Source organism: Allobosea sp. GW821-FHT03A12 (assembly GCF_058986765.1).
On sequence record NZ_JBYSVZ010000004.1, the window covers coordinates 256,514 to 278,586 of the forward strand.

Annotated in this window: 22 protein-coding genes; 20 read left to right on the top strand and 2 right to left on the bottom strand. The window is 66.7% G+C overall.

From position 1 onward, the window contains the following. Positions 1–153: 153 nt before the first annotated feature. The 6 genes from AC3WLC_RS15470 to AC3WLC_RS15495 all read left to right on the top strand — a co-directional run bounded on the left by AC3WLC_RS15470 (position 154) and on the right by AC3WLC_RS15495 (position 8,042). Complete coding sequence (locus AC3WLC_RS15470) at positions 154–1,614, top strand: M81 family metallopeptidase (RefSeq protein WP_493684819.1); 1,461 nt, start codon at positions 154–156, stop codon at positions 1,612–1,614. Next, complete coding sequence (locus AC3WLC_RS15475; RefSeq protein WP_493684820.1) at positions 1,605–2,900, top strand: alanine racemase; 1,296 nt, start codon at positions 1,605–1,607, stop codon at positions 2,898–2,900. The genes AC3WLC_RS15470 and AC3WLC_RS15475 overlap by 10 nt, the downstream gene beginning before the upstream one ends. Before the next feature lie 139 nt (positions 2,901–3,039). Next, entirely contained in the window at positions 3,040–4,596 is a 1,557-nt protein-coding gene (locus AC3WLC_RS15480) for a M81 family metallopeptidase (RefSeq protein WP_493684821.1), read from the top strand. Between the two features lie 35 nt (positions 4,597–4,631). Then, complete coding sequence (locus tag AC3WLC_RS15485; RefSeq protein WP_493684822.1) at positions 4,632–6,173, top strand: ABC transporter substrate-binding protein; 1,542 nt, start codon at positions 4,632–4,634, stop codon at positions 6,171–6,173. Between the two features lie 46 nt (positions 6,174–6,219). Continuing rightward, on the top strand, positions 6,220–7,098 hold the full coding sequence (locus tag AC3WLC_RS15490; RefSeq protein ID WP_493684823.1) for an ABC transporter permease: 879 nt from the start codon (positions 6,220–6,222) through the stop codon (positions 7,096–7,098). Then, positions 7,095–8,042 carry an ABC transporter permease gene (locus AC3WLC_RS15495; RefSeq protein WP_493684824.1) on the top strand — a complete coding sequence of 316 codons (948 nt, stop codon included), beginning with the start codon at positions 7,095–7,097 and terminating at the stop codon, positions 8,040–8,042. Before AC3WLC_RS15490 ends, AC3WLC_RS15495 begins: the two co-directional genes overlap by 4 nt. A gap of 8 nt (positions 8,043–8,050) precedes the next feature. Here the strand turns inward: AC3WLC_RS15495 and AC3WLC_RS15500 are convergent, their stop codons facing one another. Further along, positions 8,051–8,833, bottom strand: a complete 783-nt coding sequence (locus AC3WLC_RS15500; RefSeq protein WP_493684825.1) for an IclR family transcriptional regulator — start codon at positions 8,831–8,833, stop codon at positions 8,051–8,053. Between the two features lie 135 nt (positions 8,834–8,968). Here AC3WLC_RS15500 and AC3WLC_RS15505 point away from each other — a divergent pair, with 135 nt between their 5' ends. Then, a complete protein-coding gene (locus tag AC3WLC_RS15505) occupies positions 8,969–10,282 on the top strand; it encodes an aspartate aminotransferase family protein (RefSeq protein ID WP_493684826.1) in 1,314 nt (437 codons plus the stop codon). A gap of 25 nt (positions 10,283–10,307) precedes the next feature. Here the strand turns inward: AC3WLC_RS15505 and AC3WLC_RS15510 are convergent, their stop codons facing one another. Next, positions 10,308–10,910 (bottom strand): YcbK family protein, encoded by a 603-nt coding sequence (locus AC3WLC_RS15510; protein ID WP_493684827.1) that lies wholly within the window; start codon positions 10,908–10,910, stop codon positions 10,308–10,310. Between the two features lie 418 nt (positions 10,911–11,328). Here AC3WLC_RS15510 and AC3WLC_RS15515 point away from each other — a divergent pair, with 418 nt between their 5' ends. The 13 genes from AC3WLC_RS15515 to nuoK all read left to right on the top strand — a co-directional run bounded on the left by AC3WLC_RS15515 (position 11,329) and on the right by nuoK (position 22,060). Then, positions 11,329–11,694 (top strand): NADH-quinone oxidoreductase subunit A, encoded by a 366-nt coding sequence (locus AC3WLC_RS15515; protein ID WP_091830508.1) that lies wholly within the window; start codon positions 11,329–11,331, stop codon positions 11,692–11,694. A 67-nt stretch (positions 11,695–11,761) separates the two neighbouring features. Beyond that, positions 11,762–12,340 (top strand): NuoB/complex I 20 kDa subunit family protein, encoded by a 579-nt coding sequence (locus AC3WLC_RS15520; RefSeq protein ID WP_346357004.1) that lies wholly within the window; start codon positions 11,762–11,764, stop codon positions 12,338–12,340. Between the two features lie 36 nt (positions 12,341–12,376). Continuing rightward, positions 12,377–12,982 carry an NADH-quinone oxidoreductase subunit C gene (locus AC3WLC_RS15525; protein ID WP_493684828.1) on the top strand — a complete coding sequence of 202 codons (606 nt, stop codon included), beginning with the start codon at positions 12,377–12,379 and terminating at the stop codon, positions 12,980–12,982. A gap of 4 nt (positions 12,983–12,986) precedes the next feature. Continuing rightward, complete coding sequence (locus tag AC3WLC_RS15530) at positions 12,987–13,424, top strand: GFA family protein (protein ID WP_493684829.1); 438 nt, start codon at positions 12,987–12,989, stop codon at positions 13,422–13,424. After that, entirely contained in the window at positions 13,421–14,611 is a 1,191-nt protein-coding gene (locus tag AC3WLC_RS15535; protein ID WP_092154256.1) for an NADH-quinone oxidoreductase subunit D, read from the top strand. Before AC3WLC_RS15530 ends, AC3WLC_RS15535 begins: the two co-directional genes overlap by 4 nt. Next, positions 14,611–15,852: an NADH-quinone oxidoreductase subunit NuoE gene (nuoE, locus tag AC3WLC_RS15540; protein WP_493684830.1), complete on the top strand. Its 1,242-nt coding sequence runs from the start codon at positions 14,611–14,613 to the stop codon at positions 15,850–15,852. Before AC3WLC_RS15535 ends, nuoE begins: the two co-directional genes overlap by 1 nt. 11 nt (positions 15,853–15,863) lie before the next feature. Beyond that, the gene (gene nuoF / locus AC3WLC_RS15545; protein ID WP_092154251.1) at positions 15,864–17,168 is read left to right on the top strand and encodes an NADH-quinone oxidoreductase subunit NuoF; all 1,305 of its coding nucleotides are present in this window, start codon (positions 15,864–15,866) and stop codon (positions 17,166–17,168) included. Between the two features lie 4 nt (positions 17,169–17,172). Then, positions 17,173–19,236, top strand: a complete 2,064-nt coding sequence (gene nuoG, locus AC3WLC_RS15550) for an NADH-quinone oxidoreductase subunit NuoG (protein ID WP_493684831.1) — start codon at positions 17,173–17,175, stop codon at positions 19,234–19,236. Between the two features lie 6 nt (positions 19,237–19,242). Then, on the top strand, positions 19,243–20,262 hold the full coding sequence (gene nuoH / locus AC3WLC_RS15555; protein WP_291671758.1) for an NADH-quinone oxidoreductase subunit NuoH: 1,020 nt from the start codon (positions 19,243–19,245) through the stop codon (positions 20,260–20,262). Then, entirely contained in the window at positions 20,262–20,489 is a 228-nt protein-coding gene (locus AC3WLC_RS15560) for a mechanosensitive ion channel family protein (RefSeq protein ID WP_493684832.1), read from the top strand. Before nuoH ends, AC3WLC_RS15560 begins: the two co-directional genes overlap by 1 nt. Before the next feature lie 24 nt (positions 20,490–20,513). Further along, complete coding sequence (gene nuoI / locus AC3WLC_RS15565; protein ID WP_057192642.1) at positions 20,514–21,002, top strand: NADH-quinone oxidoreductase subunit NuoI; 489 nt, start codon at positions 20,514–20,516, stop codon at positions 21,000–21,002. Between the two features lie 129 nt (positions 21,003–21,131). Then, positions 21,132–21,755 (top strand): NADH-quinone oxidoreductase subunit J, encoded by a 624-nt coding sequence (locus AC3WLC_RS15570; protein ID WP_493684833.1) that lies wholly within the window; start codon positions 21,132–21,134, stop codon positions 21,753–21,755. Further along, positions 21,752–22,060: an NADH-quinone oxidoreductase subunit NuoK gene (gene nuoK, locus AC3WLC_RS15575; protein WP_091829440.1), complete on the top strand. Its 309-nt coding sequence runs from the start codon at positions 21,752–21,754 to the stop codon at positions 22,058–22,060. Before AC3WLC_RS15570 ends, nuoK begins: the two co-directional genes overlap by 4 nt. The last annotated feature ends 13 nt before the right edge of the window (positions 22,061–22,073 follow it).

Below are 22,073 nucleotides of genomic sequence, written 5' to 3' on the forward strand. Positions count from 1 at the left end.
GAGCATCTCGGCGGCTCATCAGTTCCGGATCAAGCCTGCATTGTTCCATGTCAGGGAACGTTGGTGCTTTGACAGGGCGAGCCCGCTGCCGGTTTCATGCCTGCGCCGGTGGCCGAAGGGGCGGGCGCCGGCGCTGCTCGGGACCCTATCCGCATGCGCGTCTTCACCGCCTCGCTGGCGACGGAAACCAACACCTTCGCGCCGCTCTATGTCGATCGCAGCGCCTTCGAGAGCGCCTTCTACTGCCCGCCCGGCACGCATCCTGAGACGCCGACCTTGTGCTCGGCCCCGATCGTAGCCGCGCGCCGTCGCGCCGCCAGCGAGGGCTATGAGCTGGTCGAGGGCACGGCGACCTGGGCCGAGCCGGCGGGGCTCGTCTCACGCGAGGGCTATGAGAGCCTGCGCGACGAAATCCTCGGCCAGCTCCGGGCGGCATTGCCGGTCGACATCGTGCTGCTCGGCCTGCACGGCGCCATGGTGGCGCAGGGCTACGACGATTGTGAAGGCGACCTGATCGCGCAAGTGCGGGCTCTCGCCGGGCCGGACTGCGTCATCGGTGTCGAACTCGACATGCACTGCCATTTGAGCGCTGCGATGGTCGAGAGCGCCGATATCATCGTCGCCTTCAAGGAGTTCCCGCACACTGATTTCCTGGCGCGGGCCGAGGACCTGCTGGAACTCTGCCTCCGGACCGCGCGCGGGGAGGTGAGGCCGGCGAGCGCCGTCTTCGATTGCCGTGGGCTTGCCGCCTTCATGACCAGCCGCGAGCCCGGCCGCAGCTTCGTCGACCGCATCAAGGCCATGGAAGGCCGGGACGGCATCCTCAGCATCTCCGTAGCGCACGGCTTCCAGGCGGCCGACGTCGCCGATGTCGGCACGAAGGTCCTGGTCATCGCCGATGGCGATGCGGACGAGGCTGCAGTGCTGGCGAAACGGCTCGGGCTCGAAATCCTCGGCTGGGGGCAGGGCGCTTCGCCCAGGCACTACAAGCCCGAAGAGGGCATTGCGACCGCGATCGAATTGGCTAAGCAGGGCCGGCCGGTCGTGCTCGCCGATCGCTGGGACAATCCGGGCGGCGGCGTCGCTGGTGATTCATCGGTGATGGTCGAAGTGCTGCTACGCCATCCCGACGTCCCGGCGGCGATCGGCGCGCTCTGGGACCCCATTGCGGTCAGTCTGTGCCGCGCCGCAGGCGTCGGGGCCGAGATTCCGCTACGCTTCGCCGGCAAGGCGGCGCCGTCCTCCGGCCGACCGATCGACGCGGTAGTTGAGGTCGTTGGGACGACGGCCGACCTGTTGATCCCATTCGAGCAGAGCTGGGTCTCGCTCGGCCCGGCGGTGGCGATCCGGATCGGGCGGCTCGACATCGTCCTCGCCTCGACCCGCGCCCAGACCTTCAGCCCGCCGGTCTTCACCGATCTCGGCATAGACCTCACCGCGAAGACGCTTGTCGTGGTCAAATCCTCGAACCATTTCCACGCCGCCTTCGCGCCGATCGCCGCGAGCGTGCTCTATCTCGACAGCGGCGGGCCCTATCCGCCCGACGCCAGCAAGATCCCCTATACCAAGGTCAAGCGTCCCTTTTCTCCATTGGATCCGAACCCATGGCTTTAGCTGCTCTTCCGCGCCTGTCCCTCGCTGAGATCGAGGACCAGCAGCTCGACGGGATGAGCAAGGGCGTGCCCTTCGCGGCATCCTTGCGGCTCGGGGATGTCGGCAAGCAGGGCTGGAATGTCCTGGCCGGCGACATGCCGATGCCCCTCGCCGTTATCCGCGAGAGCGTACTCAAGGCCAACAGCGCCTGGATGGCCGCCTTTACCGCCGCCAACGACCTGCTGATCGCGCCGCATGGCAAGACGACGATGGCGCCGCAGCTCTTCGACCTGCAGATCGCCGATGGCGCCTGGGCGATCACGGTCGCGACCATGCAGCAGCTCACCGTCTGCCGCCGCTTCGGCGTCAGGCGCGTCATCCTCGCCAACCAGCCGGTCGGCAAGCAGGAGATCGCCGCCTGCTTCGACGCCCTGAGCGAGCCCGGTTTCGAGCTCTATTGTCTCGCCGACAGCCTCGCCGGCGTCGCATTGCTTGCGGAAGCGGCCGCAAGGCATCGTAACGCCAATCCGCTGCGCATCCTCGTCGAGATCGGCTTCATGGGCGGGCGCACCGGCGCGCGCAGCCGGGAGGAGGCCCTGGCGGTGGCGCGCGCCGTCGCTGCTTCGCCGGGCCTGCAGCTCTCCGGCTTCGAATGCTTCGAGGGGTTGCTGAGCGAGCCCAAGGCGGCCGATCGCTTGCTCGACGAAGTCGTCGCGACGGCCGCGGCGGCCGAGGCCGAAGGGCTGCTCGGTCCCGAGCCGATGGTGCTGAGCGCCGGCGGCACTTCGCTGTTCGACCGCGCCGGGGAGCGCTTCAACGCCGCCTCATTCGCCCGGCCGATCCTGAAGCTGCTGCGCTCCGGCTGCTACCTCACCCACGACTCGACGACCTACACGGCTTCGTTCCGCCGGCTCACCATGGAGACGAGCCTCGCTTTGCCGCAGGGCGGGCTGGAGCCGGCGCTGGAGGTCTGGGCCTATGTCCAGTCTCGGCCCGAGCGCGGGCGCAGCCTGCTCACCGTCGGCAAGCGCGACATCAGCTACGATTCCGGCTTCCCGGTGCCGCTGCGCTGGTATCGGCCGGGCGGCACGATGAAAGGGCCGGAGCCGATGCCGGCCGGGCACACGGTGCTCGCGCTCAACGATCAGCACTGCCATCTCGGCACGCCGCTGGAGAGCCCGCTCGCGGTCGGCGACTTGGTCGCATTCGGCATCGGCCACCCCTGCACGACCTTCGACAAATGGGGGCTACTGATGCTGGTCGACGATGCCTATCGCGTGACGGGAGCGATCCGGACCTTCTTCTGAGTTTGCGTTTCTTGTCGTGGAACCAGCGATCCTTGACGCGAAATAGCGGCCGCAACTACGCTTTTGGCCACGTTGCGAGCCTCTCGTTTCGGCGAATGAGCGTTGCCAGAGCGGGACTTGAGAGGTGGCGGGCTGCCGCATGCGATCGGTGGTCCCGGTAGCGCCAGCCGATGTCCGGGAGGTCGATGTGCGTCTTGCCCTGATCCACATTGTCCAGGAGACCAACGACTTCAATCCAGTGCTGACGACGCTCGCCGACTTCCAGGCCTTCGGCCTCTATGAGGGCGAGGACATCGCCCGGCATTTCGGCGAGATCGGCCAGATCGGTGGGCACTACGCCGCCATCCGCGAGTCAGGCCTCGCCATCGAGACCATCCCGATCATCCGCGCCTGGGCTGTGGCCGGCGGGCGGATTTCGCGCGAGGCCTTCGATTTCTTCCAGGAGAAGATCCGCATCGGCCTCGAGGCGATCGGGCCGGTCGACGGGCTCGTCCTGCACCTGCATGGCGCCTGCGCCGCCGAGGGCGTGGACGATGTCGAGGGTGAGCAGGCCGAGCTCTGCCGCCAGATCCTCGGCCCCGATATCCCGATCCTGCTCGGGCTCGATCACCACGCCAACGTCACCCACAAGATCATGGCCAATTGCTCGGCCATCGTCGGCCATCGCACCCAGCCGCATGACGTCTTCGACACAGGCAAGGTCGGCACCGAAGTTCTGCTGCGCATCCTGACCGGCAAGCTCGAGCCGGTCATGGCCTGGCGCAAGATCCCGCTGCTTTCGCATCAGGAGCAGTTCCTGACCTCGAAGGGCCCGATGAAGCGCTGGTTCGACCGGGCGAGGGCGCTGGAAGCCAATCCGCGCGTGTTGCAGGCTTCGAACTATCCGATGCAGCCCTGGCTCGACGTTGCCGAGGGTGGCTGGTCGACCATCGTCGTCACCGACGGCGACCAGGCTTTAGCCGAGCGACTGGCGGACGAACTCGCCGATCTCGCCTGGTCGATGCGTGACGATTTCCAGGTGCGAGAGGCGGTTTCGGTCGACCAGGCCGTGCGCGCGGGCGATGCTGCCGAGCGCGGCATGATCGTGCTGAGCGACACCGGCGACACGGTTTTTGGCGGCGCGGCCGGCGACAGCAACCTGATCCTCGAATCCATCCTGCGCCAGGGCACCAGGAGCCGGACCCTGATCCCGCTGATCTCGCCGCACGCGGTCGCGACGCTGGTCGCGGCCGGCGAGGGGGCTGAGGTGACGTTGCCGCTCGGCGGCGATGCTGCGATTGCCTTCTTCAAGCCACTGACCGTGACCGGACGAGTGCGCAGGATCGGCGGCGGACCGGTCCGGCTGGACTACAACCACCAGCCGGAGGTCGATATGGGCCGTGTCGTCATCTTCGATGTCGGGCCGGTGACCTTGCTGATCAGCGAATTGCGCGGCGTGGCCGGCAATGTTCCGGGGGTCTACGAGGCCTTCGGCATCGACCTTCGCGACTACAAGATGGCCGTGCTCAAGACCGCCTCGAACTTCCAGTACTTCGCCCCGATCACCGCGCAGGTGATCCGCGCCGACACGCGCGGGCCGGGGCAATCCGACGTCTTCACCCTGCCGTGGCAGCGCATTCCGCGGCCGGTCTACCCACTGGAAACAATAAGCGACTGGCGGGCACATTCGTCCCAGCCGGGAGCGGGAACGGGCTGATCGTCGACCTGAGGCAAAAACAAAAGGGGAGAGCGATGACAAAGCTGTCGCGACGTCAATTCTGCATGACCGGTCTCGCCTTGGCGGGAGCAGCGCCGCTGCTGACTTTGGGCCCGGCCTCCGCTCAGCAGCTCAAGGGCGGCACGCTGCGTGTCGCGGTCCTCAGCGAGCTTGCCAATTTCGATCCGCAGCAGCTCTCGACAGTCAATTTCCACGTCATCAAGAACCTCTATGACAGCCTAATCGAGTACACGCCGGAGGGAAAGCCGCAGCCGAGCCTGGCGACAGAATGGAAGATCTCGCCTGACAAGACCTCGGTCAGCCTGACGCTGCGCGACGGCGTCACCTTCCACAGCGGCGCGCCGTTCAAGTCGGATTCCGTGCTGGCGACGCTGCAGAAGGGCGCTGATCCCAAGCGCGGCAAGAACGTCTTTTCGACCATGTCGATCGTCAAGGATTGGTCGGCGCCGGACGAGCGCACCGTGGTGATCAACTTCAAGGCGCCGGCGCCCGAGCGTCAGATCCTCGACCTCCTGCAGTTCTTGATCCCGATCGAGGCCAAGGGCATCGACACGGTCGAGACTGTACCGGCCGGGACGGGCCCCTACACATTGGTCAGCCGCGCCGTCGGCCAGGGTCTGACCCTCAAGGCCAACCCGAAATACTGGCGCGAGAAGCAGCCGATCGCGCAGGACCTCGTCTTCACCGTGTTCAGCGAGGATGCCGCCGCCACCGCCGCGCTGGAATCGGGCGCGGTCGACATCGTCTATAACGGCTCTTCGCGCAGCGCGGTCAGGTTGAAGGGCGCCGGCTATCAGGTCTTCGCCGGGCCGGGGCCGCTGGTGCAGGTCTTCCGCATCAACTCGACGCGCGGGCCCTTCCGCAACAAATCGTTCCGGCAGGCCTTCAACTACCTGATGGATCGCGCCAGCATCCTGCGCGTCGGCTATGCCGGCATGGGCAAGGTGGTGGCGCTGCCTTGGGCGCCGGCGAGCCCGGCCTTCGACGACAACTACACCAAGACCTACGCCTATGACCTTGAAAAGGCGAAGAAGTTGATCACGGCCTCCGGCTTGTCCGCCGACGAGATGAAGGGCTGGAAGCTGCTGGTCAATGGCAGCGACGAAGCTTCCGTTGCGATCAGCCAGATCGTTCAGGGCTCGCTGCAGAAGGTCGGCGTGCCGATCGAGCTAGATATGCGCCAGGGTGCCGAATACGTCACCGCGCTGCTCGGTGGCGATTTCGCCGCGACCTTCGGCGCGGTCGGCAATGTCCAGAAGTTCCCATCGCGCGTGACGACCAACTCGATCTACCGCACCTCCGGCAATCCGATCCTCAAGGATCCGCACCCGCATCCGGATTATGTCGCGGCGATCGCCAAGGTCGATGCCGCTGCCGGCGGCGAGGCGGAGGTCAAGGCCGCCTACGACAACCTCAATCGCGTCATGGTCGACGAGGCCTTCGGCATTCCGACCAATTCCTATGATGTCGGGCTGATCGTCGCCTCCGAGAAGATCGGCGGTATCACGCTCGATATCGACAACCTCTTCATCGCCCGCACCATCGGCTTCAAATGAGGCGATGGAGCGCCGCGCCGCCAGCTGACAGCCTGCACAGCGCGCGATGACCGAGATGTTGGCCGCCGCGATGAACCTGCTGCGCCGGCTGCTCGCCCGGCGCGGTCCGGCTCTCAGCCTCGCCTTCCTGACTTTGGTCGCGCTGACCGCGATCTTCGCCGGCCTCTTGCCGCTCGACCCGCTGGCGCAGAGCATCGCGGATTCGTTGAAGCGGCCCTCGGCCGAGGCCTGGTTCGGCACCGATGAGCTCGGCCGCGATATCCTGGCGCGCGTCGTCTACGGCGCCCGCACCTCGCTGGTCACCGCCTTCGGCGCTGTCCTGATTGCGGCGCTGATCGGCGTGCCGGTCGGGCTCATCGCCGGCTTCTATGGCGACTGGCGCGACTCGCTGCTGATGCGCTGCATCGACGTGCTGCTAGCACTGCCGAACATCCTCTTCGCCATGGCCCTGATCGCGGTGCTCGGTCGCAGCCAGGGTGCGGCGCTGATCGCCGTCGGCATCGCCGGCATTCCCGGCTTCGCCCGCATCGCGCGGGCGCAGGTGATGGCGCTGCGCCAGCTCGATTTCGTCATGGCGGTGCGCAGCTTCGGCGGGGGGCCTGGCTACATCATGCTCCGGACCCTGCTGCCCAACATCCTCAGCCCGCTTGTGGTGCAGGCGATCGTGCTGGCCTCGATCGCGATCCTGCTCGAGGCGGCGCTCGCCTTCCTCGGCGTCGGCGTGCCGCCGCCGACGCCGAGCTGGGGCGAGATGCTGCGGACCGGCAAATCCTATCTCTACGAGGCGCCGACCTATGCGGTGCTGCCCGGCCTCGTGCTGACGCTGACCATCCTCTCCTTCGACACGATCGGCCGAGCGCTGACGGCGATCCTCGACCGGGACGAGACCGATGCCTCCGGCGCGACGATCGGGGGCCGGCGATGACGTCCTACGTCCTGCGCCGCCTCGCCCAGATGCTACCTGTGCTGCTGATCGCCTCCTTTGCGATCTTCGCGATGATCTATGCCGTGCCGGGCGGGCCGGTCGCGGTCATCGCTGGCGAGAACGCTACGGCGGAGGAGGTCGCCGAGGTGACCCGGCGCTTCGGCTTCGACCGGCCGATGGTTGTGCAATATGCCGACTGGCTCGGCCGGGCCCTCACCGGCGATTTCGGCCTGTCGCTGCACAGCCGCCAATCGGTGCTGCAATTGATCGGCGAGCGCCTGCCGGCAACGCTGCAGCTTGCGCTCGCGGCCATCATCGTCGCACTCGTGATCGGCATCCCCGTCGCGGTCGCCAGCGCGGTCAGGCCGAATTCCTGGCTCGACCGGCTACTCAGCGGCTGGAGCGCGCTGGCGCTCGGTGTGCCAACCTTCTGGCTCGGCATCCTGCTGATCCTGCTCTTTGCCGTCGAATTGCGCTGGCTGCCCTCGGCCTCGCGCTATGTTCCGCTCTGGCAAGCGCCGCTCGACGCCCTGCGCAGCCTTGCCCTGCCGGCGCTGACGCTCGGCGTCTATGTCTCGGGCGTGCTCGGGCGCTTCCTGCGGGCGTCATTGATCAGTGAGGCGCGGGCCGATTATGTCCGCACCGCCCGCGCCAAGGGCGTGCCGGAGACGCGCGTCGTCGGCCTGCATATCATGCGCAACGCGTTGCTGCCCTTCGTCACCATCGTCGGTTTGATGATGGCGCATTTCATCGGCGGCGCCGTGGTGACCGAGGCGGTGTTCACCTATCCCGGTCTCGGTCGTCTCCTGATCCAGGCGATCACCACCCGCGACTATCCGCTGATCCAGGGCTGCATCCTGGTGATCCTGATCGCCTACATGCTGATCAACCTCGCGGTCGACATGCTCTACGCCTGGATCGACCCGCGGATCGAATACCGATGAGCGCGGCCTCAAACCGCCGGCTGCGAGCCGAGATGAGCCGAGATGCCGGCAGCGATCTCGCGCAGGCGTGCGCCGGCCTTGGCCGCGAGCGAATGCGGCATGCGCATCAGCGGCGCCGAGATCGACAGCGCCGCGACCGGGTAGCCGTGCTCGTCGAGGATCGGCGCGCCGATGCACATGGCGCCGTCCTCGTTCTCGCCCATCTCGGTGGCGTAGCCGGCGCGGGCCACCTGGCGCAGTTGCCGCTCGATCTCCTCGCGTTCGAGCAGGGTGCGGCCGGTGCGCTCGGTCAGCGGCAGGTCGAGCTGCCGCTGCCGTTCCGCCTCGGGGAGGAAGGCGAGGATCGCCTTGCCGAGCGCGGTCGAATGCATCGGATGGCTGTCGCCGATGCGCGCTTGCATCCGCAGCGACCGGTTGGCCTCGATCAGGTCGATATAGACGATCGTGCCGTTGCCCTTCACCGCGAGGTTCACCGTCTCGTTGAACTCGTGCATCAATTCGATCATCGCCGGGCGGGCGAGCGTGCGGACCTTGCTGACGCTGGCGTCGGCGCGGGCGATCGAACGCATCTGCGGGCCGAGCGTATAGCGGTCGGTGGCCCGGTTGTGGTCGAGGAAGCCGGCGGCGGACAGTGTCTGCAGATAGCGGAAGGTCGTCGTCTTCGGGATCCGCAATTCCTTGCTGACGGCAGTGAGCGCGATCTCGTGGCCGTGGCGCGCCACCAGCTCCAGCACCTTCAGCGCCTTCATCACCGGCTGCACGACGTAAGGATTCTCGCTCGCCTTCGGCATGGCCGCTCCGGTCGTTTCCCGAACCATGAGCCGGCATAGCCAGCGCCACCGAATTCCGCAACACGAAACTCCTGTTCCTTTACGCGGACGGGGGCCTTTGGTCTGCTCGTGCAGATTGCAGCGGAGGTGACGCAGGTGACAGCGAACGGCACCCAGCAGGCAGGCGCACTGCGCTTCGAGGGATCGGCCCGGCAGATCGCCGAGAACGCGCGCTTCATTGCTGGCGGGGTGAACAGCAATTTCCGCCTCGGCATGGCTCCTGGGCCGCTCGTCTTCGAGCGCGGCGAGGGCGCCTATCTCATCGACGTCGATGGCAACCGGATCATCGACTACTACTGCGGCATGGGCGCGACCGTGCTCGGCCATACGCCCGCGCCAGTGCTGGAAGCGGTCCGGAAACAGGCAGAAAAGGGCATTCTCTTCGCCGGCCAGGCGCCGATCGAATACGAGGCGGCGAAGCTGATCTGCGAGCGCGTGCCTTCGTCCGAGCGGCTGCGCTTCGGCTCATCGGGCTCGGAGGTGGCGCAGGCGGCGATCAGGCTCGCCCGCGCCGCCACCGGTCGGCGAACCATCGTGAAGTTCGAGGGGCACTATCACGGCTGGTTCGACAACATCCTCTGGTCGACCGCCCCGGGGCTGAACGCGGCCGGACCGGAGGATGCCCCGACCCCGGTGATCGGCAGCAAGGGCCAGGACCCGGAGGCGGGCGAGGGGCTTTCCATCCTCGGCTGGAACGATCTTTCAGCGCTGGAGGCACGCCTCGCAAAAGGCGATGTCGCGGCGGTGCTGATGGAGCCGGCGATGTGCAACCAGGGCGCCATCGCGCCGACGCCCGGCTATCTCGAAGGCGCGCTCGCCGCCTGCCGCCGGCATGGCGCGCTGCTGATCTTCGACGAGGTCATCACCGGCTTTCGCCTCGCCCGCGGCGGCGCGCAGGAGCGCTTCGGCGTCACGCCCGATCTCACCCTCATGGCCAAGGCGATCGCTAACGGCTTTCCGGTCGCGGCGATTGCCGGGCGGGCCGATCTCGTCGATTTATTCGCCGATGGCGTGCTGCATGGCGGCACCTTCAACGCCCAGCCGATCGCGATGGCGGCGATGGTGGCGACGCAGAAGCTGCTGACGCCCGAGCATTACGAGCGCAGTTCCGCCCATGGCCAGCGCCTGCAGGACGGCATCCGTACCATTCTGGCGGATGCGGGAATCAAGGCGCAGGTCGCCGGCTTCCCACTGATGTTCCACGTCGCCTTCGGGCTCGATGCGCCGGCGCGGAACTACCGGGACGTCGCCCGCTCCGACAAGGTCGCCTATGGCCGCTTCGCCCATGCGCTGCTCAGGCGCGGCGTGCGCGTGCTCGAGCGCGGCGCCTGGTTCGTCTCGTCGGAGCATGACGGGGCGGTCGTCGACGCCACGCTGGAGGCGGTCCGCGGAGCCGTCGCGGAAATCTGAGCCGAGCAGAAGGCTCGGAACCCGATCACCAGGGTCGGCGCGGGCCGGTGTCGATATGGATCAGCCCGTTCCAGTAGACCTTGTGGCCGCCGACCTCGGGCAGGGTACGGGCCCATTCCAGGACGGTGCGCGGCCTGACGCCGGGCACGCGGAAATCCATCGCCTCGCAGCGCTTGTGGAAGGAGCCGCGCCGGGCCCGCCAGGGTGGACGCCAGGTCGAGGTCACCTTCACCGCCCCGTATTTGTCCGAGATTTTGCCGAGGATGCTCTTCAGCACTGGCGGCAGGCAGACGATCGAGGTGCCGGGATCGGTCGAGATGCCGGGCTTGTCGGGCTTCTCGTTGGGGTCGAAGGCGGGTTCCTCGGCGGTCTGGCCCGGCGTGCGCTGTGGCCATTCCGGCCCCTCGTCGTCATCAGGCTGGGCGAGGGTGGGCGCGGGACCCGGCGTCGTCACCATGCTGGCTTCGACCGGGGCCTGCGGAAGCACGACGACCGGTGGTGCGCCCGGCTTGACCTGCAGGTCGAGATCGAAGGGTCGCTCGGGCGGCAGGGGCGCGAGCATCATCTGCGCCGTGGCCTCGGCGCCGAAGGCTATCGCGACGGCGCAGGCGAGCGCTGTTCTCCGCATTGCGCTCATGCGGTGCGGGCCGCCGATGCCGGGGCTGCGGCCGAAGGCACGCGATCACGATGCGTTGTTGGCCCCGGCATTCCCGCAACGGTTCTCCTGACGCATCGGCAGAGCCCGCTGACGAATCGTGCCGGCGCCGAAGATTGACGTTACGTCCCCGTTTGCCATGCTTCGGCGCGCCGCGACAACCGCCTTGCGCCGGACGCGAGCGATCGCGAAAATCGCGGCCGAAACGGCCGGGAATCGCGCTGCTTTTGCGGGCGGGGCGAGCATATGCGGCAAAGACATGGCGACAGCCCCGTTGTGCGGCGCGGCGAACCCTTGCGTGATTCTAAAGCAGGGTCTAATCGACTGGCGAGATTGAGGGCGCCAGTCGCGGCGCCGGGTTGAAGCGGGGTGACAGATGCAAGCTCTTCCTGTGCAGTCCCTGCTGTCGGACTACCTGCCTCTGGTGATCTTCATCGGGCTGTCGCTGGTGATCGGCCTCGCGCTGCTGATCGCCCCCTTCGCCGTGGCCTATTCCAAGCCGGACGCCGAGAAGCTCTCGGCCTATGAGTGCGGCTTCAACGCCTTCGACGATGCGCGCATGAAGTTCGACGTGCGCTTCTATCTCGTCGCCATCCTCTTCATCATCTTCGATCTCGAAGTCGCTTTCCTCTTCCCCTGGGCGGTCGCCTTCGGCGGCCTCGGCTGGGTCGGCTTCTGGTCGATGATGGTGTTCCTCGGCGTGCTGACGGTCGGTTTCGTCTATGAGTGGCGCAAGGGCGCGCTCGAGTGGGATTGATCGTTTTGTCGTGCCGGGCTGATATCACTTTGCATTCGACGAAACCCAAAGGTTCGAACTGATGGCCATGACAGCGATCGATCGCGGTGACCCGCTCGTCGCGCCGGCGCCACGGGGCCTGCTCGGCCCGGATGGCAAGCCGGTCGGCACGCGCGATCCCTACTTCGCCGAGATCAACAACGAGCTGGCCGACAAGGGCTTCCTGGTCACGGCGAGTGACGACCTGATCAACTGGGCCCGCACCGGCTCGCTGATGTGGATGACCTTCGGCCTCGCCTGCTGCGCGGTCGAGATGATGCAGCTCTCGATGCCGCGCTACGACGTCGAGCGCTTCGGCTTCGCCCCGCGCGCCAGCCCACGCCAGTCCGACGTGATGATCGTCGCCGGCACGCTGACCAACAAGATGGCTCCGGCCCTGCGCAAGGTCTACGACCAGATGCCGGAGCCGCGCTACGTCATCTCGATGGGCTCCTGCGCGAATGGCGGCGGCTACTACCACTACAGCTACTCGGTGGTGCGCGGCTGCGACCGCATCGTGCCGATCGACGTCTATGTGCCGGGCTGCCCGCCGACCGCGGAAGCCCTGCTCTATGGCGTGCTGCTGCTGCAGAAGAAGATCCGGCGGACCGGGACGATCGAGCGCTGAGGCGCTCAACGACCGGCGGCTTGCGAAGGTGATGCGATGAGCGAAGCGCTCGTGACATTGGGCGAAGAGATCAAGGCGGCGCTGCCCGGCGCGGTGACCGATATCGTCGTTGCCTTCGACGAGATCACGGTGCTGGCCGAATCCGCCGAGATCGTGTGGGTCCTGAAGACCCTCTATGACGATCCGCGCTTCCGCTTCGTCAATTTCACCGACATCGCCGGCGCCGACTATCCGCAGCGCGAGAAGCGCTTCGAGGTGGTCTACCACCTGCTGTCGCCGCGCCATAACCGGCGCATCCGCGTCAAGGTCATGGCCGACGAGGCGACCCCGGTCCCCTCCGTGATCGAGGTCTTCCCGGCCGCGAACTGGTACGAGCGCGAGGCCTACGATTTCTACGGCATCCTGTTCTCGAACCATCCGGACCTGCGCCGCATCCTCACCGACTACGGCTTCGAGGGCTATCCGCTGCGCAAGGACTTCCCGCTGACCGGCTTCGTCGAGGTCCGCTATGACGACGAGCAGAAGCGCGTCGTCTATGAGCCGGTGAAGCTGAACCAGGAGTTCCGCAACTTCGACTTCCTCTCGCCCTGGGAAGGGACGGAATACGTCCTGCCGGGCGACGAGAAGGCCAAGGCGGGCTGAGCGGATGGGCGAAGGCCACACACTCTCCGGCGGCTGTCTCTGCGGCTCGGTTCGCTTCACGGCGACGATGGCCAAGCCCGAGATGGACGTCTGCCATTGCAGCATGTGCCGGCGCTGGAGCGGCGGCACGCTGATGACCGTGCCGTGCACGGACGTCGTGGTCGCTGACGAGACCAATCTTGCCGTCTACACCTCGTCGGGATGGGGCGAGCGCGTCTTCTGCCGGAACTGCGGCACCAGCCTGTTCTGGCGCCAGCGCTCAGGCGCTGGCCATGTCGCGGTGGCGTTCCCGAGCCTCGACGATCCTTCCGATCTCGTCTTCGCCGAAGAGATCTTCATCGACGAGAAGCCTGATCTCTACGCCTTTGCGGGCGAGCGCCGGCGCAAGACCGGCGAGCAGGTGATCGCCGAATTCCATGCCGCCCAGGAAGGCCGGACATGACCGAACACAACATCCGCAACTTCTCGATCAATTTCGGGCCGCAGCATCCGGCGGCGCACGGCGTGCTGCGCCTGGTGCTGGAGCTCGACGGCGAGATCGTCGAACGCGTCGACCCGCATATCGGCCTGCTGCATCGCGGCACCGAGAAGCTGATCGAGCACAAGACCTATCTCCAGGCCGTGCCCTATTTCGACCGGCTCGACTATGTCGCGCCGATGAACCAGGAGCATGCCTTCGCGCTTGGCGTCGAGAAGCTGATGGGCGTGACCGTGCCGCGCCGCGGCCAGCTCATCCGCGTGCTCTATTCCGAGATCGGCCGCATCCTCTCGCACATCCTCAACGTCACCACGCAGGCGATGGACGTCGGCGCGCTCACCCCGCCGCTCTGGGGTTTCGAGGAGCGCGAGAAGCTGATGATCTTCTACGAGCGGGCCTGCGGCGCGCGCATGCACGCGGCCTACGTCCGGCCGGGCGGCGTCCACCAGGACCTGCCGACCTCGCTGATCCACGACATCGCCGAGTGGTGCGATCCGTTCCTCAAGGTCTGCGACGACCTCGAAGGCCTGCTCACCGACAACCGCATCTTCAAGCAGCGCAACGTCGACATCGGCGTCGTCGATCTCGAAACCTGCTGGAAATGGGGCTTCTCGGGCGTGATGGTGCGCGGCTCCGGCGCGCCCTGGGACCTGCGCAAGGCGCAGCCCTACGAGTGCTACGAGGAGATGGAATTCGACATCCCCGTCGGCAAGAACGGCGACTGCTACGACCGCTACTGCATCCGCATGGAAGAGATGCGCCAGTCGGTTCGCATCATGAAGCAATGCTGCGAGAAGCTGCTTTCGGCCGATGGCGGTGGCCCGGTCTCCTCGCTCGACGGCAAGATGGTGCCGCCCAAGCGCGGCGAGATGAAGCGCTCGATGGAAGCGCTGATCCACCACTTCAAGCTCTACACCGAGGGCTACAAGGTGCCCGAGGGCGAGGTCTACGCCGCCGTCGAGGCGCCCAAGGGCGAATTCGGCGTCTATCTCGTCTCCGACGGCACCAACAAGCCCTATCGCTGCAAGATCAAGGCGCCGGGCTTCGCCCATCTCCAGGCCATGGATTTCATGTGCCGCAAGCACATGCTCGCCGACGTCTCCGCGATCCTCGGCTCCCTCGATATCGTCTTTGGTGAGGTGGACCGCTGATGTCCGTCCGTCGTCTCGCGCCCGATCACGTTCAGCCGGCTTCCTTCGCCTTCAATGCGGCGAACGAGAACTGGGCCGATCAGCAGATTGCAAAGTACCCGGAAGGCCGCCAGGCCTCGGCCGTGATCCCGCTGCTGTGGAAGGCGCAGGAGCAGCATCATGGCTGGCTGCCGCGCGCCGCGATCGAAGCGGTCGCCCACAAGCTCGGCATGGCGCCGATGCGGGTGCTGGAGGTCGCAACCTTCTACACCATGTTCAACCTGCAGCCGGTGGGCACGCATTTCGTCCAGCTCTGCGGCACGACGCCTTGCGCGCTGCGCGGCGCCGAGGCGCTGAAGAAGGTCTGCGAGGACGTCATCGGCCCGCAATCGACCGTCACCGCAGACGGCAAGCTGTCCTGGCTCGAGGTCGAGTGCCTCGGCGCCTGCTGCAATGCCCCGATGGCGCAGATCAATTTCGACTACTACGAAGACCTGACCCCAGAGAATTTCCGCAAGCTGCTCGGCGATCTGCGCGAGGGTCGGCCGACCAAGCCGGGCCCGCAGGTCGATCGCTCCTGCTCCGAACCGCTCGGTGGCGGCGACACGCTGAAGGATCCGGCCCTGTTCGACGGCTCGGTGATCGGCGCCGGCGACTGGCAGAAGCGCATCACTAGGCAGCGCGAGGAAGCGATCAAGGTCGCCAGCGAGAAGGCTGCGGCCGAGGCCAAGGCCAAGGCGGAAGCCGAAGTGGCTGCCGCGGCGGCCAAGGCCGGCCCGACCGACGTCAAGACCGCGCCGGCCCCCGAGGCCGCTGCGCCGGCTCGTCCCAAGCCGTCGGAGCCGAACCAGCCGGCGAGCGCCGCGCAGGACACCCCGTCCGCGACCAGCAAGGCGATCAAGGACACTGCCAACGTCGATGCCCCGAAGGCGCCGGCCGCCAAGGCTGCTCCGACTGCCGAACCTGTCTCTGCCGTCGCCGAATCCAAGCCCGAGCTGCTGACCGCGGCCCGCGGCGGCAAGGGCGATGATCTCGAGCTGATCTGGGGCGTCGGTCCCAAGCTCGGCAAGATGCTCAACGAGATGGGCATCTGGCACTTCGACCAGGTTGCCGCCTGGACCCCCGCCGAGCTCGCCTGGGTCGATGCCCGGCTGACCGGCTTCAAGGGCAGGGCGGTGCGTGACGACTGGATCTCGCAGGCGAAGAAGCTCGCTACCGGCTGGCGGCCGGAGAGCAAGCTCGGCGACAAGCCGGCGAACTGAGGCGAACAACGATGCTTGCTGATCGCGACCGCATCTTCACCAATCTCTACGGGCTTCACGACCTGTCGCTGAAGGGCGCCATGCAACGCGGCGCCTGGGACGGCACCAAGTTCCTGCTCGAGCAGGGCCGCGACTGGATCATCGACGAGATGAAGAAGTCGGGCCTGCGCGGGCGCGGCGGCGCCGGCTTCCCGACCGGCCTGAAGTGGTCGTTCATGCCCAAGCAGAGCGACGGGCGCCCGCACTATCTCGTCGTCAACGCCGACGAGTCGGAGCCGGGCACCTGCAAGGATCGCGAGATCATGCGCAACGACCCGCATACGCTGGTCGAGGGCTGCCTGATCGCCTCCTTCGCCATGGGCGCGCATGCGGCCTACATCTACATCCGCGGCGAATACGTCCGCGAACGCGAGGCGCTGCAGCGCGCCGTCGACGAGGCCTATGAGGCGAACCTCATCGGCAAGAACAACAAGCACGGCTATCCCTTTGATCTCTACGTGCATCACGGCGCCGGCGCCTATATCTGCGGCGAAGAGACGGCGCTGCTGGAGAGCCTCGAGGGCAAGAAGGGCATGCCGCGGCTGAAGCCGCCTTTCCCGGCCAATGTCGGCCTCTATGGCTGCCCGACCACCGTCAACAACGTCGAGTCGATCGCGGTCGCGCCGACCATCCTGCGCCGCGGCGCCAGCTGGTTCTCCTCGATCGGCACGCCGAACAATGTCGGCACCAAGCTGTTCTGCGTCTCCGGCCATGTGAACAAGCCCTGCAACGTCGAAGAGGCGATGGGGCTGACCTTCCGCGAGCTGATCGACCGCCATTGCGGCGGCATCCGCGGCGGCTGGGACAATCTCAAGGCGGTCATCCCCGGCGGCTCGTCGGTGCGCATGGTGCCGGCCGAGCAGATCATCGATACGCCGATGGATTTCGACTCGCTCTCCAAGCTGAAGTCGGGCCTCGGCACGGCGGCGGTGATCGTGATGGACAAGTCCACCGACATCATCCGCGCCATCGCCCGCATCAGCTATTTCTACAAGCATGAGAGCTGTGGCCAGTGCACGCCCTGCCGCGAGGGCACCGGCTGGATGTGGCGCGTCGTCAACCGCATGGCCGAGGGCCGTGCCCAGAAGCGCGAGATCGACATGCTGCTCGACGTTTCCAAGCAGATCGAGGGCCACACCATCTGCGCGCTGGGCGATGCTGCCGCCTGGCCGATCCAGGGCCTGATCAACCATTTCCGTCACGAGATCGAGCAGCGCATCGACGACTATGCCGCCAACCCGCATGGCGAGCCGGTCAGGCTCATGGCGGCGGAGTGAGACCATGACCAAGCTTCTGATCGACGGCATCGAGGTCGACGTCCCGCCAGAGTACACCGTGCTCCAGGCCTGCGAGGCGGCTGGCGCCGAGGTGCCGCGCTTCTGCTTCCACGAGCGGCTCTCGATCGCCGGCAATTGCCGCATGTGCCTGGTCGAGGTGAAGGGCGGCCCGCCGAAGCCCCAGGCCTCCTGTGCCATCGGCGTGCGCGATCTGCGCCCCGGTCCGAACGGCGAGCCGCCGGTCGTCTCGACCAAGTCGCCCATGGTCAAGAAGGCGCGCGAAGGGGTGATGGAGTTCCTGCTCATCAACCATCCGCTCGACTGCCCGATCTGCGACCAGGGCGGCGAGTGCGACCTGCAGGACCAGGCCATGGCCTACGGCGTCGACACCTCGCGCTATGCCGAGAACAAGCGCGCCGTCGAGGACAAGTATATCGGCCCGCTGGTCAAGACCTCGATGACGCGCTGCATCCAGTGCACGCGCTGCGTCCGCTTCACCACCGAGGTCGCCGGCGCCTCCGACCTCGGCGCGATCGGCCGCGGCGAGGACATGGAGATCACCACCTACCTCGAGCACGCGATGAGCTCGGAGCTGCAGGGCAATGTCGTCGACCTCTGCCCGGTCGGCGCCCTGACCTCCAAGCCCTACCAGAACAAGGCCCGGCCCTGGGAGCTGACCAAGACCGAATCCATCGACGTGATGGACGCGGTCGGCTCGGCGATCCGCGTCGACTCGCGTGGCCGTGAGGTGATGCGCGTGCTGCCGCGCATCAACGAGGCGGTGAACGAGGAGTGGATCTCCGACAAGACCCGCCACATCGCCGACGGCCTCCGGACCCAGCGGCTCGACCGTCCTTACATTCGCGAGAACGGTGCGCTGCGCCCCGCGAGCTGGACCGAGGCGCTCGCGCTGGTCGCCTCCAAGCTCAAGGCCGCCAAGCCGGAGCGCATCGGCGCGATCGCCGGCGATCTCGCCGCGGTCGAGGAGATGTATGCGCTGAAGGCGCTGATCTCCGGCCTCGGCTCGACCAATCTCGACTGCCGTCAGGACGGCGCGAAGCTCGATCCGGCCTTCGGCCGCGCCAGCTACGTCCTAAACACCGGCATCGCCGGTATCGAGGATGCGACCTCGCTGCTGATCATCGGCTCGAACCCGCGTCGCGAGGCGCCGATCGTCAACGCCCGCATCCGCAAGCGCTGGCTGCGCGGCGACTTCAAGGTCTCGCTGATCGGCGAGAAGGTCGACCTGACCTATGCCTATGATTATCTCGGCGCCGGCGCCGAGACGCTGGCCGATCTGGTCAAGCGCGCCGGTGCCGCCGGCGAGCGGCCGATGGTGCTGGTCGGGCAGGGCGCTCTCACCCGCAGCGACGGCGCCGCCGTGCTCTCGCTCGCGGCCAAGGCGGCCGAGGTTCTCGGCGCGGTCAAGGACGGCTGGAACGGCTTCGGCGTGCTGCACACCGCGGCGGCCCGCGTCGGTGGCCTCGATCTCGGCTTCGTGCCGGGCGAGGGCGGTCACGACGTCGCCCGCATGACCAGGGAGGGCGCGCTCGACGTGCTCTTCCTGCTCGGCGCCGACGAGATCGAGGTGCCGGCCGGTGCTTTCGTGATCTACCAGGGCAGCCATGGCGACAAGGGCGCTCACCGCGCCGACGTGATCCTGCCGGGCGCGGCCTATACCGAGAAGTCCGGCACCTTCGTCAACACCGAGGGCCGCGTGCAGATGGCGGCGCGCGCCACCTTCCCGCCGGGCGATGCCAAGGAGGACTGGGCGATCCTGCGGGCACTTTCCGCCTCGCTCGGCAAGCCGCTGCCCTTCGACTCGCTATCGGCGCTGCGCCGCGAACTCTATGCCGCCCATCCGCATTTCGCCGCGGTCGACACGGTCGCTGAGAGCGATCGCGCCGGGCTGGTGAAGCTGGCGGGGCAGGGCGGCGCGACCGACAAGGCAGGCTTCGTTCCGGCGGTTGCCGATTTCTACACCACGAACCCCATCGCCCGCGCTTCGGCGGTGATGGCGGAATGCTCGGCGCTGGCCTCCGGCCGCATGCGCCAGGCGGCGGAGTAAGCCTCGATGAACTGGGACCTCGTCCTCGATCTCGCGATCATCGCCGGCAAGAGCCTGCTGCTCCTGGTGGCACTGCTGGTCTTCATCGCCTTCATGCTGCTGGCCGACCGCAAGGTCTGGGCGGCGGTGCAGCTGCGCCGCGGCCCGAACGTGGTCGGCCCCTTCGGCCTGCTTCAGAGCTTCGCTGACCTTTTGAAGTTCGTCTTCAAGGAGCCGATCATCCCGTCGGGCTCCAACAAGGGCGTGTTCCTGCTGGCGCCGCTGGTCACCTGCCTGCTGGCGCTGGCGGCCTGGGCGGTGATCCCGGTGGCGGAAGGCTGGGCGATCGCCGACATCAATGTCGGCGTGCTCTACATCTTCGCGATCTCCTCGCTCGGCGTCTACGGCATCATCATGGGCGGCTGGGCTTCGAACTCGAAGTACCCGTTCCTCAGCGCGCTGCGCTCGGCGGCGCAGATGGTGTCCTACGAGGTCTCGATCGGCTTCGTGATCGTCACCGTGCTGCTCTGCGTCGGCTCGCTCAACCTCTCGGCGATCGTCGAGGCGCAGAACACCAAAGCCGGCCTGTTCGGCTGGTACTGGCTGCCGCTCTTCCCGATGTTCATCGTCTTCTTCGTCTCGGCGCTGGCCGAGACGAACCGGCCGCCCTTCGACCTGGCCGAGGCGGAATCGGAGCTCGTCGCGGGCTTCATGGTCGAGTACTCCTCGACCCCGTATCTGCTGTTCATGCTCGGCGAATACGTGGCGATCATGACCATGTGCTCGCTGACCACGATCCTGTTCCTCGGGGGCTGGCTGCCGCCGTTCCCGATCGCGCCCTTCACCTGGCTGCCGGGCGTGGTCTGGTTCGTGCTGAAGGTCATGCTGGTCTTCTTCATGTTCGCCATGGTGAAGGCCTTCGTGCCGCGCTACCGCTATGACCAGCTGATGCGGCTGGGCTGGAAGGTCTTTCTGCCGCTGTCGCTCGCCTGCGTCGTGATCGTGGCTGCGGTGCTGCAGATTACCGGTTGGGGCCCGGCGCCCTGATGGTGAGTTCGACCGGCTTGATCGTTGCTGCGATTGCTCTGGTCGTCGGTTGGATTGAATACAAGGTAGTCACGACTGTCGTGACGAAGGCTCTTCGTCGGACGGACACGTCCAAGACGCGGGCGGAACGGGATGAATTCGAGCGACGGATCGGCCTGTTTCGGGCGATCACGTTTGTTCTTTTGATTGTCGTTACGCCGCTCTTCGGGCTTTGGCTGTTCAGTTGATGGATTGAGAGAAGGACGAAACGGATGTCACTCGCGCAAGCCGCCAAGGGACTGCTCCTCAAGGAGTTCGTCGGCGCGTTCGCCTTGTCGATGCGTTACTTCTTCAAGCCGAAGGCGACGCTGAACTATCCCTTCGAGAAGGGCGTGCTTTCGCCGCGCTTCCGGGGAGAACATGCACTGCGCCGCTATCCCAACGGCGAGGAACGCTGCATCGCCTGCAAGCTCTGCGAGGCGATCTGCCCGGCGCAGGCGATCACGATCGAGGCTGGCCCGCGCCGCAATGACGGCACCCGCCGCACGACGCGCTACGACATCGACATGACCAAGTGCATCTATTGCGGCTTCTGCCAGGAGGCCTGCCCGGTCGATGCCATCGTCGAGGGGCCGAATTTCGAGTTCGCCACCGAGACGCGCGAGGAGCTGTTCTACGACAAGGACAAGCTGCTCGATAACGGCGCCCGCTGGGAACGCGAGATCGCGCGCAACATCGCGATGGATGCGCCGTATCGCTGAGGACTGGGGTTCGTCGCGCGGTTGTCGCGTCCGGCGGGCCTGACTATAGACGCTCCAAACTGCGGCGGGACTCGGGCCCGCCGCTTGATGAAACGAGGGCCGCCCGCAAGGGCGGAAAGGCTGGCGAAGATGAATGCCGCAGCGGCTTTCTTCTATCTCTTCTCAGGCATCACCATCGCCTCGGCGCTGATGGTGATTTCGGCGCGCAACCCGGTGCATTCGGTGTTGTTCCTGATCCTCGCCTTCGTCAACGCGGCGGGCCTGTTCCTGCTGCTCGGGGCCGAGTTCCTGGCGATGCTGCTGGTCGTCGTCTATGTCGGCGCGGTCGCGGTGCTCTTCCTCTTCGTGGTGATGATGCTCGACGTCGATTTCGCCGAGCTGCGCCAGGGCTTCCTGCAATACCTGCCGATCGGTGGCCTGATCGGCCTGATCTTCGCGGTCGAGTTGCTGCTGGTCGTCGGCGCCTGGGTCATCGACCCGCAGATCGTGCGCGCCCCCGTTGCGGCAATCCCCGCCAACGTCACCAACACCGCCGCGCTCGGCCAGGTGCTCTACACGAAGTACATCTACTACTTCCAGGCGGCCGGCCTCGTGCTGCTGGTCGCGATGATCGGCGCGATCGTGCTGACGCTGCGCGACCGCAAGGGCATCAAGCGCCAGGATATCCCGACGCAGAACGCCCGCACCAAGGAAGCGGCGATGGATGTGAAGAAGGTGCCCTCGCGCGCCGGCGTTCCCGAGGAGATGGCGTGATGGTCGGGCTTGGCTCTTATCTGGCGGTCGCCGCGATCCTGTTCACACTCGGCGTGCTCGGCATCTTCATCAACCGCAAGAACGTCATCGTCATCCTGATGTCGATCGAGCTGATCCTGCTCTCGGTCAACCTCAACTTCGTCGCCTTCTCGAGCTTCCTGAACGACATCGTCGGCCAGGTCTTCGCCATGCTGGTGCTGACCGTCGCCGCCGCCGAGGCCGCGATCGGGCTCGCCATTCTCGTCGTCTACTTCCGCAACCGCGGCACGATCGCGGTGGAAGACATCAACATGATGAAAGGCTGAGCGCGGCAACGCG